Genomic DNA, 16810 nt, shown 5'->3' with positions numbered 1-16810 from the left:
CCATGCTGCGGGTGCACTTCACGTCCGAGGACCTGGCACGGGTCCGGGTGGCTCCCGGACCGGACTTCCTCTGGGAGATCAGCAACAGCGTGCAGACCCTGCAACGGCGCGACGGCGAGCGCGTGTTCGGCGCCTGGCGCCGCTGGGTGCGGCCGAGGCTCTCCGACGGCCCCCGGCTGCTGTCCTCGTTACTGCCCCCGCGCGGCTACTCGCCGGACTTCCTCACCCCCACGTCCGGCGACCGCGCCACGCTGCACGCGGCCGTGGACACCCTCCTGAGCACCCCGCGCCCACGGCTGCGCACCGATCTCGCGCACCTGGCCTCCTCGCTCCAGCCACCCGGCTGGGTCCGCTCGTTGGCCGGTGGTGACGCCGACGCCCTGCAGCGGCTCGGCGGAGCCCTGCGTACGTACCAGCGCGAGGCCCTCGCACCGTACTGGCAGCGCGTCCACGCCCACGTCGACGCCGACCGGGCCGTCCGGCTGCACAGCCTCCTCGACGGCGGGACCGAGGGACTGCTGGCGGGCCTCGGGCCGCAGTTCCGCTGGCGGCCGCCCGTACTGGAAGTGACGTACCCCGTCGACCAGCAGCTGCGGCTGCGCGGCCGGGGTCTCGTGCTGCAGCCCTCGTTCTTCTGCTGGCCGACGCCGATCACCCTGGCCGACGGGGACCTGCCGCCCGTCCTCGTCTACCCCATCCACCACGCCCCGGACTGGGCCGTGCCGGCCCCCGCCGCCCCCGGGTCCCGTGACACCGAGGGCTCCGGTCCGCTGGGACCCCTGCTCGGACACACCCGCGCGGGCATCCTGCGCGCCACCCGCACCGGCTGCTCCACCGTCGAGGCGGCCAGGCTCCTGGACGTGACGCACCCCGCCGTCAGCCAGCACCTGAACGTGCTGCGGGCGGCGGGCCTGGTCGCCACCGTGCGCAGGGCCGGGCGGTCCTTCCACGTCGCCACCGCCGAAGGGCGCGCCCTGCTGGCCGCCGAGCAGCGAGGCCGCTGAGGGCGGCTTCCCCAACTCCGGTCGTAAGCCTGAACTTTCGGCGCTTGCCTCGTGTGCACGGCGACGACGACGCTGATCCCTGACGTACCGCACGGCCGAGCGCTTCCCCGAAGCCGGAAGCCGTTTCTGCCCGCAAGGCACCCCCCACCCTCGTCAGGAGCCTTCATGCGCAAGAGACTTGTCTCCACCGCGATCGCCGTCGCCGCCGTCGGGGCCCTCCTCCAGCCGACCCTGGCCCAGGCATCGGCCGCACCCCGTGTCCCGTCCGTCTCCGTGCTCGCCGGCGGTTCGAAAGCCGGCACGGCCGTCGTCAGCGGGCACAACAGGCCCGGCACACGGCTGCAGGTCGACGCCGGACGCACGCAGAGCGCCCACTGGTTGCAGATCGACTACCAGGTCCAGGAGACCGGCTACTGGTGCGGTCCGGCCGCCACCCGCATCGCGCTCTCCGCCCGGATGGCCCCGCCCAGCCAGGGCGATCTGGCCTGGCAGCTCGGCACCACCGAGGCGGGCACCGACCACATCGGCCAGGTCACCGGCGTGCTCAACGCCAACCTCGGCGGGGGCTGGTACGAGACCAAGGAAATGCCGAACGACCCGCCCACCCAGGCCCAGCGGGACCTGCTCTGGTACGACATCGTCTTCGACATCGACCGCAACTACCCGCTGGTGACCAACATCGTGGCCCCGCCCGGCAACCAGCCCCCCGGCTATCCGTCGGACCAGACGATCTACCACTACTTCACCGTCTTCGGCTACGACGAGGTGGACCGCACCGTCCTCATCGCCGACCCCGCGTCCTTCAGCGGCAACCAGATCTACTGGATCTCGTTCGACCAGCTTGCCACGCTGATCCCGCCGAAGGGCTATTCGGCATGAGCGGTGAGGAGCGGCCGCCCGGCCGCAGAAGCGTCATCAGGGCGGTGGGCGGTATCTCCGCGGCGCTGGCGCTCGGCGCCGGGAACGTCCTCGCCACCGCCCCGGCGGCCCGTGCAGCCGGAGACGGCTTCGGGCTGCGCATCGTGGAACGCGGCGAGAGCGACCCCCGGATGTGGTGGTACCGGTTCGCGACCGACGCGATCGGCTGGAACCCCGCGGTGAACGTCCTGCTTCCCGACGGCTACCACACCGGCGGACGCCGCTACCCGGTGCTCTACCTGCTGCACGGCGGCGGCACGGACCAGGACTTCATCACGTTCGACCGGGCGGGCGTCCGGGAGTGGACGGCCGGCAGGCCGGTCATCGTCGTGATGCCGGACGGCGGACACGCGGGCTGGTACTCCAACCCGGTCAGCTCGAACGCCGGCCCCAGGAACTGGGAGACCTTCCACATCGCCCAGCTGCTGCCCTGGATCGACGCCAACTTCCGTACCTACGCCGAGTACGACGGGCGGGCCGTCGCCGGATTCTCGATGGGCGGCTTCGGGGCGCTGAAGTACGCGGCCAAGTACTACGGCCACTTCGCCTCGGTGAGCGCCCACTCAGGACCGGCCAGCCTGCGCCGGGACGCGGGACTGGTCACGCACTGGGCCAACGCCTCGTCGGCGGCCGTCGAACTGGCCGGCGGCACGGTCTACGGCGTTCCGCTGTGGGACGAGGCCAGGGTCGGCGCGGACAACCCGGTGGAGCGGATCGAGAGCTACCGGAACAAGCGGGTCTTCCTGGTCGCGGGCACCAGCCCCGATCCCGTCAACTGGTTCGACCAGGTCAACGAGAACCAGGTGCTCGCCGGCCAGCGGGAGTTCCGCGCCCGCCTCGGTGACGCGGGCATCGCCCACGAGTGGTACGAGGAGCCCGGCGGACACCTCTTCCGCGTCCCCCTGTTCCTCCGCGACCTCGACGGCATCATCGCCCGGCTCCGCAAGGCGTAGCGCACCCGGCACCCACGGCAAGCCCCCTCGACGGCGGTCGAGGGGGCTTGCCGTGTCGTGTGCGGGACACCGTCCAACCGCCCGGCGTAATCGGGCTCTTGTGCGAGAGGTCATACCAGAGCGGGACGGATGGTGGGCAAGTTCCACAACTCCACGTCGCACCCTCGCAGTGGGCGACTACCGTGTGTGCCCGGTGATCAACGGTGGGCTCATATTTTCCGAGCCTGCCCGGCCGATGACCCGAGAATGACCGACCACCGTAGGTGTCACCACATGAATGCCGATTCCTGGTGCCCCACGTACCGAGGACGCTGATGTCTCAACTTCGCGCACCCGACGCGCGACCGGAACGACGAGAGGGCGGGCGGCACGGCCGACCGGGTCCCCGTTCCCACTCGGCCGCGGCCAGACCGCGCGCTGCCCGGCCGTCCCCCGAGGCGCGTATACGCCCCCAACTCCTGCGCACCGCAGTGCTGCCGGCCGTCGCCGTCGCCCTGGCCGGCGCCGCTGCCGTCATCTTCACCGCCCGGGCCGGCACCGTCCGGCCGTCCACGGAGCTCTGGGTGGCGCTCGGCTCCGCCGGCGCGCTCGCGATCGCCGCGATGGCCGCCGCCTTCCTGGCGGCCAACCGGGTCGCCACCACCGTCCTCGGCCGCTGTCTGGCCCTGCGCCGGGTCAGTGCGCAGGGCCAGGCCGATCTGCAACGGGTGGTGGAACAGCTCCGCAACGGCGAACCCGTGCCCGCGCGGCGTCCCCCGCAGCCCGTGGCACCCGGCAGCGACGGCTTCGAACTGCTGGCCCAGGAACTCGGACGCCAGCAGGAGAGCGCTGTCGCCGCCGTCGTCCAGGCTGCCCGGCTCACCGAGCACACCGGCGAGGACCAGAAGGTCGAGGTCTTCGTCAATCTCGCCCGCCGCCTCCAGTCCCTGGTGCACCGGGAGATCCAGCTGCTCGACGAGCTGGAGCACCAGGTCGAGGACCCCGATCTGCTCAAGGGCCTCTTCCACGTCGACCACCTGGCCACGCGCATCCGCCGGCACGCGGAGAATCTCGCCGTCCTCGGCGGCGCCGTCTCCCGGCGGCAGTGGAGCAACCCGGTCACGATGACCGAGGTGCTGCGCTCGGCCATCGCCGAGGTCGAGCAGTACCCGCGGGTCAAGCTCGTGCCCCCGATCGACGGCACGCTCCGCGGGCACGCCGTGGCCGACGTGATCCACCTCCTCGCCGAACTGGTCGAGAACGCCACCGTGTTCTCCGCCCCGCACACCCAGGTCCTGCTCCGGGCCCAGCGCGTCACCGCGGGCCTCGCCCTGGAGGTGGAGGACCGCGGCCTCGGCCTGCCGGGCGACGAGCAGAAGCGGATGAACGCCCTGCTCGCCGATCCCGACCAGGTCAATGTCGCCCGGCTCCTCCAGGACGGCCGGATCGGTCTGTTCGTCGTGGCCTCGCTGGCCCGCAGGCACGGCATCGCCGTACGGCTGCAGAGCAACATCTACGGCGGCACCCAGGCGGTCCTCGTCCTCCCGCAGTCCCTGCTCGGGGCCGACGAGGACGCATCCGGCGAGGCCGGCGGCGCCCCGGTCCCGCCACTCGGCCCCGCGCACCGCCCGGCGCCCCAGGACGACACCGCCGACCGGCGCGTCCCGGCCCCGGAACCCGGCCCCGCTCCCGAACCGGAGCGCCGCGCCTACGTACCGAACCAGCAGCTCCGGATGCACCGGCCGGGGCAGCAGACACCGCGTCAGGGCGAGGGCCCCCCGCTTCCGCTGCGTGCCGAGCGCCTCGACCGGCCCGGACCGGCCGATACCCGCCCCGGCATCCGCGCCGTGGACGACGCGGTACCGGCCCTGCCCCAGGAGACCGGGGTCGTGCGCGGCACGATGGGCCGCCCCCAGCTTCCCCGGCGGGCCAACCAGGAGCACCTGGTCCCGCAGCTCAGGGAGGCTCCCGCGCCACGCAGCGAGGAGGAGCCGACCCTGCACGACCCGGGTCTGGTGGCGGCCTTCCGGCGGGGCATCGACCTCGCCGAGGCGCGGGCCGAGACGGAGGACGAGCCCGGTGCGGACGACGTCCCCGGATTCGCGGTCCAGGACCCCGCGCCGGACACCCGGCACCCCCTGGACCCGCTGCCGGTACGCGGCGCCGCACCCGTGGAACTCCTCGGCGCCGGCGCGTTCCACAGCGACCAGGAACCACTCGAAGCCAACGTGAACACCACCAAGGAGTAGATGCACCATGGCGACCGATATGCCGTCCGGTCAGGTCTCGGACCTCGACTGGCTGCTGAGCGGCCTGGTACAGCGCGTGCCCTACACGCGCAGCGCGGTCCTGCTCTCCGCCGACGGGCTGGTGAAATCCCTCCACGGCATGGACGCCGACAGCGCCGACCACATGGCGGCGCTGGCCGCCGGCCTGTACTCGCTGGGCCGCAGCGCCGGCGCCCGCTTCGGCGACAACGGAGAGGTCCGCCAGGTGGTGGTGGAACTCGACTCGACGCTCCTCTTCGTCACCACGGCCGGCTCCGGCACCTGTCTGGCGGTACTCGCCGGGCGGAACGCCGACGCCGCCGTGCTCGGCTACGAGATGACCATGCTGGTCAAGAGCGTCCGGCCGTATCTCATGACACCGACGAGACAAGCGGCCGGGGTGCCGGGCGCCACGGGGCTGTGACCGTGCCGGCCACGCAGGACGGGCCGTTGCTCGACGATGCGGCAGGCCGCCTCATCCGCCCGTACACCGTGAGCAACGGGCGGACCCGTCCCACGACCGTGCTCGATCTGCTCTCCCTCGTGATGGCCACCGGGGCCATCCCGCAGACCCATCTCGGGCCCGAGCACTCGGTGGCGCTCGGGCTGTGCGGCGGCCCCACATCGGTGGCCGAGATCGCCGCGCATCTGCGGCTGCCCGCGGTCGTCACCAAGGTCCTGCTCTCGGATCTGGTCGACTGCGGCGCCGTGACCGCGCACCCGCCCGCCTTCCATGACATGCCCACCGACCGATCCCTGCTGGAGGCAGTGCTCGATGGCTTACGACGACAGCTCTGACGGTTTCGACGGCTCCGCCCCGTACGCGGGGACCGCGAGCCCCGGACCCGTCGGCTACGCGGACGGCCCGGGAGACGGACGGTATGCCGACCATGCGCACCATTCGGACAGCGGTGGGTACGCGGCCCCGCCGGCCGGCGGGGGATACGCGGACAGCACCGGCACGTTCGGGTACGCGCAGGCCCCGGGCAGCCCCGAGGGCTTTCCCGTCGCACTCAAGGTGCTGGTGGCGGGCGGCTTCGGGGTCGGCAAGACGACGTTCGTCGGTGCGGTCAGCGAGATCGCCCCGCTGAGCACGGAGGAACTGCTGACCCAGGTCAGCGCGGCGACCGACAGCCTGGAGGGCATCGAGTCCAAGACCTCCACCACGGTGGCGATGGACTTCGGCCGCATCACACTGGACGAGCAGCACGTGCTCTATCTGTTCGGCACCCCCGGACAGGAGCGCTTCTGGTTCATGTGGGACGAGCTCTCGCAGGGCGCGCTCGGCGCGGTGGTGATCGCGGACACCCGACGGCTGGAGGAGTGCTTCGCGGCCGTCGACTTCTTCGAGCGGCGCGGCATCGGGTTCATCGTCGCGGTCAACGAGTTCGACGGCGCCTTCCGCTACGGCCCCGACGAGGTGCGGGCGGCCCTGGACCTGGCGCCGGAGGTGCCGGTCGTCCTCTGCGACGCCCGTATCGCCAGCTCGGGCACCGGCGCGCTGGTCACCCTGGTCCAGCACCTCATCAACGCCACCACCGAACCGGCCCCGCTCTCCGGCCACGGAAGCTACGGAGCCCGTCCGTGACGACCTCGCACACCCTCGGGCGGCTGCTGCTGACCCCCGTCGACAGCGACGCCCGGGTCCGCACCCAGCGGCTGCGCAGCCTCGGCCTGGGGGAGCGGCCCGACGCCTCGTTCGACAACTTCGACGCCTTCGCCGACCGGGTGGCCGAAGTGACCGAGGTGCCCTTCTCGATGGTCAACTTCATCGACGGGAACCGCCAGTTCTACGCCGGGCTGCACACCCCGGCGGGCACCCGCAAGGGTTCCGACCTGGGGGCCGCGGCGGCGGGCAGCGGCCGGGGCGGGCGGTATGTGGCGCTCGACCACGGCTACTGCCCGCACGTCGTCGTCCGGCGCAAGGCGCTGGTCCTGGAGGACGTCTGCGACTATCCCCGCTTCGCCGGGAACCCGGTCGTCGACGACATAGGCATCCGCTCCTACCTCGGGGCGCCACTCATCGACCGCACGGGCATCGCCCTGGGCGCCGTCTGCGCCGTGGACATCGTGCCCCGCCCGTGGGGGCGGGCGGGGCTCGACACCATCAAGTCCCTGGCGCAGGAGCTCGTCGGGCACATCCACCGGCGGGAGGACAACATCCTCGGACTCTGAACCCGCCCCCCGAGCCCGCCTTCAGGCCTCGACCGTCCGCCCGTCCAGGAAGGTGAGCACCACCGCGTCGCCGTCCACCCGCACCCGCACGGCCGTGCGCAACGCCTCGGGACGGACCCGGTCGCGGGAGAGCACGACGAGCGAGACATGCACGCTGCGGCCGCCCGGCCGGGGAGCGCTGCGCAGATACGGGATCGCCGAGTGCGGACCGTACGCGTTGGACTCGACGTCACGCGCCACGGCGGCCCCGTCCGGGCCCCCGTCCCATCCGTACAGCGCGACCACCGCGCTCGTCAGCCCCTCGGCCGTGCGCGCGAGCGCCCAGTCGGGTCCGGACGAGGCGAACGGGCTCTCCGTGTGCGCGACCGCGTGGCCGCCCTCCCGGACCACCGCACCCTCGGGCGCCTCGACCCGGTGCACCCGCACCTCCCAAGGGCCGTGCAGCACACTCGTCGTCGCGATCCGGTACGCACGGTCGTCACCGGGCAGCCGCGCGGCCGACCAGGAGGCGGCGACGCGGTCCTCGCAGCGCAGCGGATGGATCCGGCGGCGCCGGGACGGGGTGCCGTCCGGGGCGAGCAGCGCCAGGTGCCCGTCGATGGTCCTGGCCAGGGCGTGCGGGGCGGACTCCGGTGCCGTGGCCGTCGTGTACGCGAGCTTCGCGTAGTGCGGATCGTCCTCGCCCGCGCCCAGGTCCGGATCGGTGCCGGCCTCGATGTCCGCCGCGCCGGGCGCAGGCGGGTTGTGGTCGCTGCCGTGGTTGACCAGCCGGACGATGCCGTCGTGCCGGGTGCCGTGCAGCAGCCAGCCGGGCGCGGGGAGGGCGGTGTAGGTGTCCGACTCCTCGACGGGCAGCGGGAGTTCCCGCGCGGTCCACACCTCGTGGTCGGCGGGGAGCAGCAGCCCGAGGAAGCCCTTGCTCGCCCAGTACGGTGACGCCGGACCTGAGTAGGGCTGGGTGGACGGCAGGAAGGTGTCGTACCAGCCGAGGGGCAGCAGCCCCCGCTCGTCCGGCACCCCGCGCTCCACGAAGTGCCGCAGCGTGCCCGAGGCGAGCCGGCGGGTCAGGCCGGGGGCGAGCGGGGTGCAGCCGGCCAGGGCGCCCATCCAGACCGGGGCCAGCGCGGCGAACCGGTAGGAGAGGGAACGGCCCTGGTGGACCGGGGAGCCGTCGGCCCCGAAGAAGTACGGATAGTCCTCCAGGAACCGGCCGAGGCGCTGCCGGTAGGCCGCGGCCCGGCCGCCGTCGCCGCCGGGACCGGCGATCCGCGCCCACAGCAGCGGGTACAGGTGCATGGCCCAGCCGATGTAGTAGTCGAAGTTGCGGCCGTCCCCGTCGGTGTACCAGCCGTCACCGACGTACCAGTCCTCGATCCTGTCCAGCCCCTCCTCGATGTCGGACGCACGGTACGGAGCGCCGACCGAGGCGAGGAACTGCTCGGACACCACCTGGAAGAGCCGCCAGTTGTTGTCCCAGGTGCGGCCGCCGACGAAACCGGAGAACCAGTCGACGACCCGCTCCTGCACCCCGGCGTCCAGCCGGTCCCAGATCCACGGCCGGGTCTCGTGCAGCGCGACCGCGACCGACGCCGCCTCCACCATCTGCTGGGAACAGTCCGTCAGCCGCGGCCACGCCTCCCCGCTCGACGGGTCGGTCCCGGCCGCGAGCCCGGCGGCGTACCGCTCGGTCAGGGCGGGGTCGACCGCCCCGCCCGCGCCCGCGATGCGGCAGGCGGCGAGCAGGAACGACCGGGCGAACCCCTCCAGACCGTCGGAGACGACACCCGACCAGCTGCCGCGCCCCGGCAGCCGGTACTGCGCGAACCCGGGGGTCGCGTACGGCGTCAGCGCGTCCAGCATCCGGTCGGCGGTCGCCTCCCAGTGCGCCCGGGTCCAGCCGGTGCGTGACGACAGGACCCGGTCGGTCGGCGGCAGGTGCAGATGCGGGGCGACGGACATGGTGGTGCTGCTCCTGGAGATCGGTATGCGGGGTGGTTACGGGACGAGTTCGGCGTGGTGCGTGTGGCCGCGGGAGCCGCCGACGGCGACGGTGAGGACGGGCCGGCGACCCGGGGTGAGGGTCACGGTGTCATCGGCCCGGTGCACCGACCGGACCCGGAAGGGGAGTCCGACCGAGACGACGCTCCCGGTCCGGCCCGGATCGGCGACCGCGACCGACACCCGCCCGCCCTGCCGCCGCACGAGGACCGACGCCGGACCGGAGGCGGTGATCCCGGCCGCCGAACCCGCGCCCCAGAAGTGCACCGCCGTCACACCGGACCTGCGGTCCTCCACGGCCTGCGCGGTGGCGTCATTGGCGACGATCCGGACCGGACGGGAGTGCGACCAGACCGCGGTGGCCGCCGCCGACGCGCCGGGCAGCAGCACATAGGCGTACCCCGCGCCGGTGGGGGAGACCCCGTGGTCCGTCCAGAGCGTGACATAGCGGCGGGTCACCGGTTCGGCGGAACCGCCGGTGTCCGCACCGGTATTGATCGCCCGCCAGGTGCCGGTGCGCTCCTCGCGCAGAGTGCGCAGCGCGGTTCCCCCGGGGAAGACGTAGCCGCCGACGCCGTCCAGATGGGCCCAGCCGGCCCGGGACGCGCGGACACCCCGGCCCAGGTCCACGGACTGCGGTACCCCGTCCACCAGCAGACGGTTGCGGCCGGCCGCGCCGAGGCTGCGGTTCTCGATCACCGTCTCGACCGCCCTGCCGTCGCTCGCGGAGATGCCCGCCCCGAGCGCGACCACGGCGTTGTCGAGGAGGAACCAGGATTTCCTGGCCCGCAGGCTGCTGCCCGGGGCGCCGATGAGCTCCATCGCGGCGGCCCCGTACCGGCCGTCCAGCACCGCACCGCCCGCCACCGCGTTCGCCGGGCGGTAGGTGGAGGTGCCGGCGCCCGTGCCGAGATCGGTGCGCGGACGGGGGTCGACCGTGGTGCCGGGCAGGCGGTACGGGTCCACGGTCGGCCAGAAGCCGTCGTTGAACTGGCCGAGGCCGTCGCCCTCGTAGAGGTACGTCATGCCGTCGCCGGTGTACCAGCCGTGCAGGTTCTCGCCGTTGCCCGCCTCGTAGGCCGAGATCCGCTCGGAGGACAGCGAAAGGGTGCAGGCCCAGCCGGGGCGGCGGTGCACCACGCGGTCCATGTCGGCGAAGACGAAGCTGCCGGTCGTGCGGGGTGCGGCAGGGACGGCCGCGTCGTTCATGGCTGCCTTCGCCAGGGCGAGTTGGGGGAGCGTGGCCAGGGAGGCGAAGGGGGTGGTGCGGTTACGGGTCAGCCAGCCCTTGGCCAGTGCCCGCCAGCGCTCCGCCCGGTCCGCCGGCGCGCCGGACGCCAGGAGCAGGATCGCCGCGACGGCCGCGGCACCGTCCCGGTGGTCGCCCGCCCGCTCCCGGGACACGGCACGCCCGCGCACCGCGTCCATCATCAGCCCGTCGAAGACCACCGGGGCGAAGCTCCGCTCCACGGCCTCGTACATCACCGACACGTCCGGGTCGTCGACCGCCCACGGTGATCCGGCGAGGAGCGAGAGCAGATACGCGGCGCCGCCGAGCAGCACTGTGCCGTACGAGCCGGTGTACGCGACCACGTCGTGCTGTACGAACGAGCCGTCCTCGTAGAACCCGTCACCCGAACTCGTATAGCGGAAAAGGCTGTTGCGCCCTGCGTCGCGTACGTCGGAGAGCGCGTCACGGGCGGACGCCACCTTGTCCGGGTCCCTGCCGAGCAGTCCCCGCAGCGCGACGATCACGGCCTTGTCGGTGCGGTTGGCGCCGGTCTCGGACAGGGTGGGGGAGTTGGTGCGGCGGTCCGCGTCCGGGCAGAAGCGGTCGACGACAGCGAGATAGTCCGCGAGATCGGCGGCGGGCAGCCGCTCGCGCAGCAGCACGCAGCAGTCCATCAGCGCACGGGGCGCACCGATCTCCCAGAACCACCAGTTGCCGCTCTCGCGGGCGTCCGGACGGTAGGCGGTGTCGTACGTGAACCGCAGGGCGGAGAGCAGCGCGTCGGCTGTCTCCGCGCTGCCGGAGAGGGATGTGCCGGGGGTGGCCCACGCGGTGGCGAGCGAGCGCAGCCGCGTGTAGCTCTGCCCGAAGTTCCCCGGATCGGTGACAGGGGCGAGATCGGCCCACAGCGCGGTGCGTCCGGGGCTGCGGTCCAGGGTGTTCCACAGCTCCTTCGCCACATCGTCCAGAGCGGTGACGGCGGCCGCGAAGTCCGGGTCCGACCGGTCGAACCCGCCCCCGGTGAGGAGGGTTTCGGCCCGGGCCAGCAGGCCATCGAAGTCGTCGTCGACGGTCCGTGCCGCGGCCGATGGCCCGGCGGCGTGCGCCGCGCCCGCCGTCAGCGCCCCGGAGACGCTGGCACCGCCCGCGGCGAGAAGGGTCCTTCTGCTCAGTTGCATGATGACTCCTCGTCCGCGGCCCTCAGCCGGTGAGCGTGCTGGGGTCGACGGGCGGCTGAGGCAGGTTCAGCGCCGCGAGCTCCGCCCGGCCGACGGCGTTCACCGGGAACGCCCAGGTGTTCACGAAGAACTCCGTGAGGTCGTAGCCGGCGACGCGGCTGGAGTAGGTGGCCAGCGCCCGGTACCGCTTCTCGTTCTCCGTGTAGTCCGACTGCGGGTTCTCCTCGCGCACCAGCTTGTGCAGCCGGGGCCAGAAGTCGTCCCCGAAGGCGAGCTCCAGCTGCCGCAGCGGCACCAGCTTCTCGTACGCGCCGAAGGACTTCTCGTACGTCAGCCCGGCCGTGCCGAACTTCGCCCGGGACGTCTGGAAGGCGGTGAGCCCGGTCGCCGGGTCGACGGTGAGGAGGTTGGACGGCTGGTCCAGGGTGCGCTGCGCGGCCAGCGAGTAGATGTTCACCGTGACCTCGGTGAGGCCGCCCGGCTTGTACGCCATCTGCTGATGCAGGTGGCCGAGTTCGTGGTAGAGCCCCCAGCCGCGCGTCCGCAGCCCCTCGACGGTGGTGGCCCGGTCCAGGTAGGCGCGGGGGAAGCCGTTGTAGCCGTGCGTGGCGTAGGCGCCGACACCGGTCGGCACCTTGCTGACCTCGGTGAAGTGGTACGGCCCCGCCTTGCGCCGGTGCACCGGCTTCGAGCCGTCGAGCCCGCTGATCCGGGCGTGCGAGTCGATGATCGTCTCGACGAGCCCGATCAGGGCGGCGTGGTCCTCGCCGCGGTACAGCAGCGCGCCCTCACGGGTCAGCGTCATGATCGTGTGCGGGCCGTGGAGCTCCACCCAGGGCGAGGCCGTCAGGGTGTCGAGCTGGTGCTGGTAGGCGGCCTCCGTGGTGCTGCCCAGGGTGAAGACCGGCATGGGCACGGTGCCGGAACGGAACAGCACACCGGCCCGCTCACCGTTTCCGGTGAGGGTCAGATAGACCGGGCCGCCGTGCGGGTCGGTCACGGTGTTGGCGCCCGCGGTGAGCGGGTAGCCGCGCGGCTCGGTGATCTCGCCGTAGTAGTCCCAGGCACCGATCCAGAGCGTGGGCACCAGGCCGTCGTGCGGCTGGACGGTGAGCGAGAGCGGGGCGCCCGCGGGGGCGTACAGGCCGGTCGGCTGGAACTCCGAGCCGCGCAGGGCCTGCGCCAGCCGCAGCCGCTCGGCCTCGGCGGCCGGACGGGCGGTGACGGTCAGCGAGACGGGGCGGACGGCGGGGCGGCGGCCGGTGGCGGCCCGTGCGGAGGTGGTGGTGGCACCGAGTGCGACCACCGCCCCGGCGCCTGCGGCGAGTACGGCGCGGCGGCCGACCGAGGGGGAAAGCGGGGCGGAGTGGCTGGGCTGACGCATGCGGAACTCTCCCTGCAGAAACGAATGAGGGGCGGAAGCGTGCGGAACGGGGTGAGGCGTGCCGTCAGCATGTAAGCGGTTGCTGTCGAGCCGCAAGGGAAGTCGAGAAGTTACTGTGATTTTCTATGGCCAACTGCGGACAGGCGGGAAGTAACCGGTCACATACGACTGGACCGGCCCGCCCGAGGAGCCACGGAATCGCGTACCACGATGTGGGTGCCGAGCCGCAGCGCGCCGCTGGTCGGCTCCCGCCAGTCGTCCTCGTCGCCGCCCGCGACGGCAAGACGCACCGCCTGCCGACCCATCTCCTCCAGCGGGATGTGGACCGTGGTCAGCCGGGGGCGCAGCTCCTGGGCGACCGGGATGTCGTCGTAGCCCACCAGCGAGATGTCCTTCGGCACCTGGACCCCGGCTTCCTCCAGGGCCTGCGCGGCGCCCGCGGCGACCATGTCGTTGGCCGCGAAGACGGCGGTGAACTCAGGCCCGTCCCGCAGGAGTTCCGCCATCTGCCGGTAGCCGAAGCCGCGGCTGAACGCGCCGGGCCTGACCAGCTCGGGGTCGGCGGGCAGCCCGCGCAGCTCCAGCGCCCGGCGATGGCCGGCGAGCCGTTCCCGGGTGGTGGAGAGCTTGGGCGGCCCGCCGAGGTACAGGATCCGCTCGTGGCCCTGCATCAGCAGGTGGTCGGTGATGGCGAAGGCGCCGCCCTCGTTGTCGTACTCGACCGCCGCCGTCGGTGCGCCCTCGCCCAGGGGAGGCCGGCCGCACAGCACCAGCTTGGAGCCGCCGGCGTCCAGCTCCCGGGCCCGGCGGGCGAGCTCCGTCGTGTAGCCGCGGTCGGCGATGGACCCGCCGACCACCACCACCGCGTCCGCCCTGCGCTCGTGCATCAGGTCGATGAAGGCCAGTTCGCGCTGCGGGTCGCCCTGGGTGCAGCAGACCAGGCAGAGCCGTCCGCCGAGCGCCGCCTCGCGCTCCACACCGCGGGCGATGTAGGCGTAGAACGGGTCGATGACCTCGTTGACGATGATGCCGACGGTGCGGTTGGAGACACCGGCCAGGGCGCGGGCGTGGGCGTTGACCACGTAGCCGAGCTCGCGCATGGCCGACTCGACGCGGTCCCGGGTCGCCTCCGCCACGGGGTAGTTGCGGTTCAGGACGCGGGAGACGGTGGCCGTCGAGACGCCTGCGCGCCGTGCCACGTCGGTGACCGTCGCCCGCCGCTGTCCGTCCGCGGCCGTGCTCTGCCGGCGCATCCGGCTCACCCCCTGGTGGCTGTTGTGTGACGCCGAGCCTAGAGCCTGCCGCGGGACGGCGTTCATGCGATCCTCCCCAGGTCGGCCCGGTGCACCGGATGGGCGAAGGGCTCGCCCCGCGCGTACCGCGCCAGCTCGTCGACCGCGAGCGCCCCGAGCCGGCCCACCTCGTTGCCCTGGGCGCCCGCGAGGTGCGGGGTGAGGAAGACGTTGGGCAGGTCCCACAGCGGATGACCGGCGGGCAGCGGCTCGGGCGACGTGACGTCCAGGACCGCGTCGAGCCGCCCGCTGACCAGGTGTCCGGTCAGTGCCTCGGTGTCCACGAGGGGGCCGCGTGCGGTGTTGACGAGCAGTGTGCCGGGGCGCATCAGCCCGATCCGCCGCGCGTCGATGATGCCCCGGGTCTCGGGGGTGTCCGGGGCATGGACGGTCACCACGTCGCTGGTGGCCACGAGGGTGTCCAGGTCCGTGCGCGTCACCCCGAGGAGCCCGGCCTCGGCATCGCTCACGTACGGGTCGTACAGCAGCACCTCCGCGTCCAGGACCCGCAGCAGTTCGATCACCCGGCGGCCGATCCGGGACGCGCCCACCACCCCGACGGTCAGCCCGTGCGTACCGAGCCAGTGCTGCCGGTCGAGATCGGCCCCGGTGCGGTGGGTGCGCCGGGTGCGGAAGAGGCCCGCCAGCGGGAACACCCGTTTCGCGCCCATGATGATCGCGGCCAGGGTGAACTCCGCCACCGGTACGGCGTTGGCCGCGGCCGCCGAGGAGACGGCGATCCCGCGGTCGAAGGCGGCCGGTGACAGAAACGTCTTCACCGTGCCGGCGGCATGGATCACGGCCCGCAGCTCCGGCGCCCGTGCCAGCAGGGCCGGGTCCACCCTCGGGCACCCCCAGCCGGTCAGCAGTACCTCCGCGCCGGCCAGCGCCCTCGCGGCGGCGGGGGAGTCGAACTCGCTGATCACGGACGGATCGAGGAGCTCGGCCGTCTCCTCCAGGCGGGCCCGGACCGGGGGTGGGAAGACGTCGTCCAGCAGTCCGGGGCTCATGACCAGGACCGTGCGCGGACGCCTTTCGGGCGGGGCCGCAGCATCGGTACCGGACCGAGCCGGCGCCTCTTCGGTGGTTCGCACCCTGCCTCCGGACAGTAATCGCGTTCTATGGAATGACCGGCACGCTAGGGAGCGCGACAGGCGACCGTCAAGCTCCACCACTCCACAACTGACCGTTTCTGGAGCATTTATGGGACTTCGCGGGTGTGGATTTCCTTCCCGGAGCGTCATGTAACAAAGACGTTCGACCGGATCTCTTGACGCTTGGGTTAACCGCTTACTAACTTGCGGCCGCAGAAGGCTCACCACGCGCCACCCAGCCGAACAGGACGCACCATGGCTGACACAGCACCCCCGCTGCCGCGGGAAAAGCGGCGAAAGCGGGTCGAAGAACCCGCCCCGCCGGCCGACCGGGCTCCGGTCGCCGCGCGCCGGCTGACGCTCGGGCAGCGGATCAAGCGCGACCGGGTGATGCTCCTGCTCACCCTGCCCGGGCTGCTCTACTTCGTCGTCTTCCACTACGTCCCGCTGCTCGGGTACGTGGTGGCGTTCCAGGACTACCAGCCGTACCTCGGATACATGCACAGCGTCTGGGTGGGGTTCGCCAACTTCTCCGCGGCGTTCGCCGAACCGGCCTTCTGGAGCGCGACGTTCAACACCCTGGAGATCGCCCTCGTCCAGCTGGTGTTCTTCTTCCCGGTCCCAGTCGCCCTGGCCCTGCTGCTCAACAGCATCGCCAGCGACCGCATCAGGCGCTTCGTGCAGAGCGTCGTCTACCTGCCGCACTTCATCGGCTGGGTCATCATCGTCTCGATCTTCCAGCAGATCCTGGGCGGCGCCGGGGTGCTGCCCAACGTCCTGGGCGGGCTGGGCCTGCCGCGCTACGACATGATGAGCGACCCCGATGCCTTCCCCTGGCTGCTGACCCTCCAGGTCGCCTGGAAGGACGCCGGCTGGGGCACGATCATCATCCTCGCCGCGCTCCTCAACATCGACCGGCAGCAGTACGAGGCCGCCGCGATCGACGGCGCGGGACCCAGGCGCCGCCTGTGGCACGTGACGCTGCCCGGCATCGCCCCCGTGCTCATCCTGCTGCTGATCCTCAACCTCGGGCAGATCCTCTCCGTCGGCTTTGAGCAGATCCTGCTCCAGCGCGACGCGGTCGGCCCGGACGCCGGCGAGGTGCTCGACACCTACGTCTACTACCACGGCATCAAGGACAACGACTGGGGTGTCGCCGCCGCCGTCGGACTCGTCAAGGCGGTCATCGGCACCGCACTCGTGCTGGGCGCGAACAAGCTCGCCCACCGACTCGGCCACGAAGGGGTGTACCGCGGTGCTGACCGCTGAGAAGACGCGCGCCAAGACCCGGAGCACCGCACCGGCGCCCCGCCCCGCCCCCGTACGCAAGTCCGACG

General features: G+C 72.6%; 14 protein-coding genes. 9 read left to right on the top strand and 5 right to left on the bottom strand.

Annotated elements, in window-relative coordinates:
- The first annotated feature begins 2 nt into the window (after positions 1 to 2).
- From OG521_05090 to OG521_05055, 8 genes are all read left to right on the top strand, one after another.
- Entirely contained in the window at positions 3 to 1004 is a 1002-nt protein-coding gene (locus tag OG521_05090; GenBank protein WUW20196.1) for a winged helix-turn-helix domain-containing protein, read from the top strand.
- Positions 1005 to 1169: 165 nt separating this feature from the next.
- Complete coding sequence (locus OG521_05085; GenBank protein ID WUW20195.1) at positions 1170 to 1883, top strand: C39 family peptidase; 714 nt, start codon at positions 1170 to 1172, stop codon at positions 1881 to 1883.
- Complete coding sequence (locus tag OG521_05080; GenBank protein ID WUW20194.1) at positions 1880 to 2875, top strand: esterase family protein; 996 nt, start codon at positions 1880 to 1882, stop codon at positions 2873 to 2875. Before OG521_05085 ends, OG521_05080 begins: the two co-directional genes overlap by 4 nt.
- 314 nt (positions 2876 to 3189) lie before the next feature.
- On the top strand, positions 3190 to 5103 hold the full coding sequence (locus tag OG521_05075) for an ATP-binding protein (protein ID WUW20193.1): 1914 nt from the start codon (positions 3190 to 3192) through the stop codon (positions 5101 to 5103).
- Positions 5104 to 5110: 7 nt separating this feature from the next.
- Entirely contained in the window at positions 5111 to 5545 is a 435-nt protein-coding gene (locus OG521_05070) for a roadblock/LC7 domain-containing protein (protein WUW20192.1), read from the top strand.
- Between the two features lie 2 nt (positions 5546 to 5547).
- Positions 5548 to 5919: a DUF742 domain-containing protein gene (locus OG521_05065; protein ID WUW20191.1), complete on the top strand. Its 372-nt coding sequence runs from the start codon at positions 5548 to 5550 to the stop codon at positions 5917 to 5919.
- 220 nt (positions 5920 to 6139) lie between these two features.
- Positions 6140 to 6709 (top strand): ATP/GTP-binding protein, encoded by a 570-nt coding sequence (locus tag OG521_05060; protein WUW26574.1) that lies wholly within the window; start codon positions 6140 to 6142, stop codon positions 6707 to 6709.
- The gene (locus tag OG521_05055; GenBank protein WUW20190.1) at positions 6706 to 7296 is read left to right on the top strand and encodes a GAF domain-containing protein; all 591 of its coding nucleotides are present in this window, start codon (positions 6706 to 6708) and stop codon (positions 7294 to 7296) included. Before OG521_05060 ends, OG521_05055 begins: the two co-directional genes overlap by 4 nt.
- A 21-nt stretch (positions 7297 to 7317) precedes the next feature.
- Here OG521_05055 and OG521_05050 read toward each other — a convergent pair whose 3' ends face one another.
- The 5 genes from OG521_05050 to OG521_05030 form a co-directional block, all read right to left on the bottom strand.
- On the bottom strand, positions 7318 to 9255 hold the full coding sequence (locus OG521_05050) for a DUF2264 domain-containing protein (protein WUW20189.1): 1938 nt from the start codon (positions 9253 to 9255) through the stop codon (positions 7318 to 7320).
- 36 nt (positions 9256 to 9291) lie between these two features.
- Positions 9292 to 11703, bottom strand: a complete 2412-nt coding sequence (locus OG521_05045) for a polysaccharide lyase 8 family protein (GenBank protein WUW20188.1) — start codon at positions 11701 to 11703, stop codon at positions 9292 to 9294.
- Between the two features lie 22 nt (positions 11704 to 11725).
- A complete protein-coding gene (locus OG521_05040; protein WUW20187.1) occupies positions 11726 to 13087 on the bottom strand; it encodes a M60 family metallopeptidase in 1362 nt (453 codons plus the stop codon).
- Between the two features lie 158 nt (positions 13088 to 13245).
- Positions 13246 to 14340, bottom strand: coding sequence for a LacI family transcriptional regulator (locus OG521_05035; protein ID WUW26573.1), 1095 nt, complete (start codon positions 14338 to 14340; stop codon positions 13246 to 13248).
- A gap of 62 nt (positions 14341 to 14402) precedes the next feature.
- Positions 14403 to 15389 carry a hydroxyacid dehydrogenase gene (locus OG521_05030; GenBank protein WUW20186.1) on the bottom strand — a complete coding sequence of 329 codons (987 nt, stop codon included), beginning with the start codon at positions 15387 to 15389 and terminating at the stop codon, positions 14403 to 14405.
- Positions 15390 to 15728: 339 nt separating this feature from the next.
- On the opposite strand from OG521_05030, the gene OG521_05025 reads away from it, so the two are divergent.
- The gene (locus OG521_05025) at positions 15729 to 16742 is read left to right on the top strand and encodes an ABC transporter permease subunit (protein WUW20185.1); all 1014 of its coding nucleotides are present in this window, start codon (positions 15729 to 15731) and stop codon (positions 16740 to 16742) included.
- Positions 16743 to 16810 lie beyond the last annotated feature (68 nt).

This window comes from Streptomyces sp. NBC_01463, assembly GCA_036227345.1.
Taxonomy (GTDB): domain Bacteria; phylum Actinomycetota; class Actinomycetes; order Streptomycetales; family Streptomycetaceae; genus Streptomyces.
This window is presented reverse-complemented; position numbering and strand designations above follow the sequence as displayed.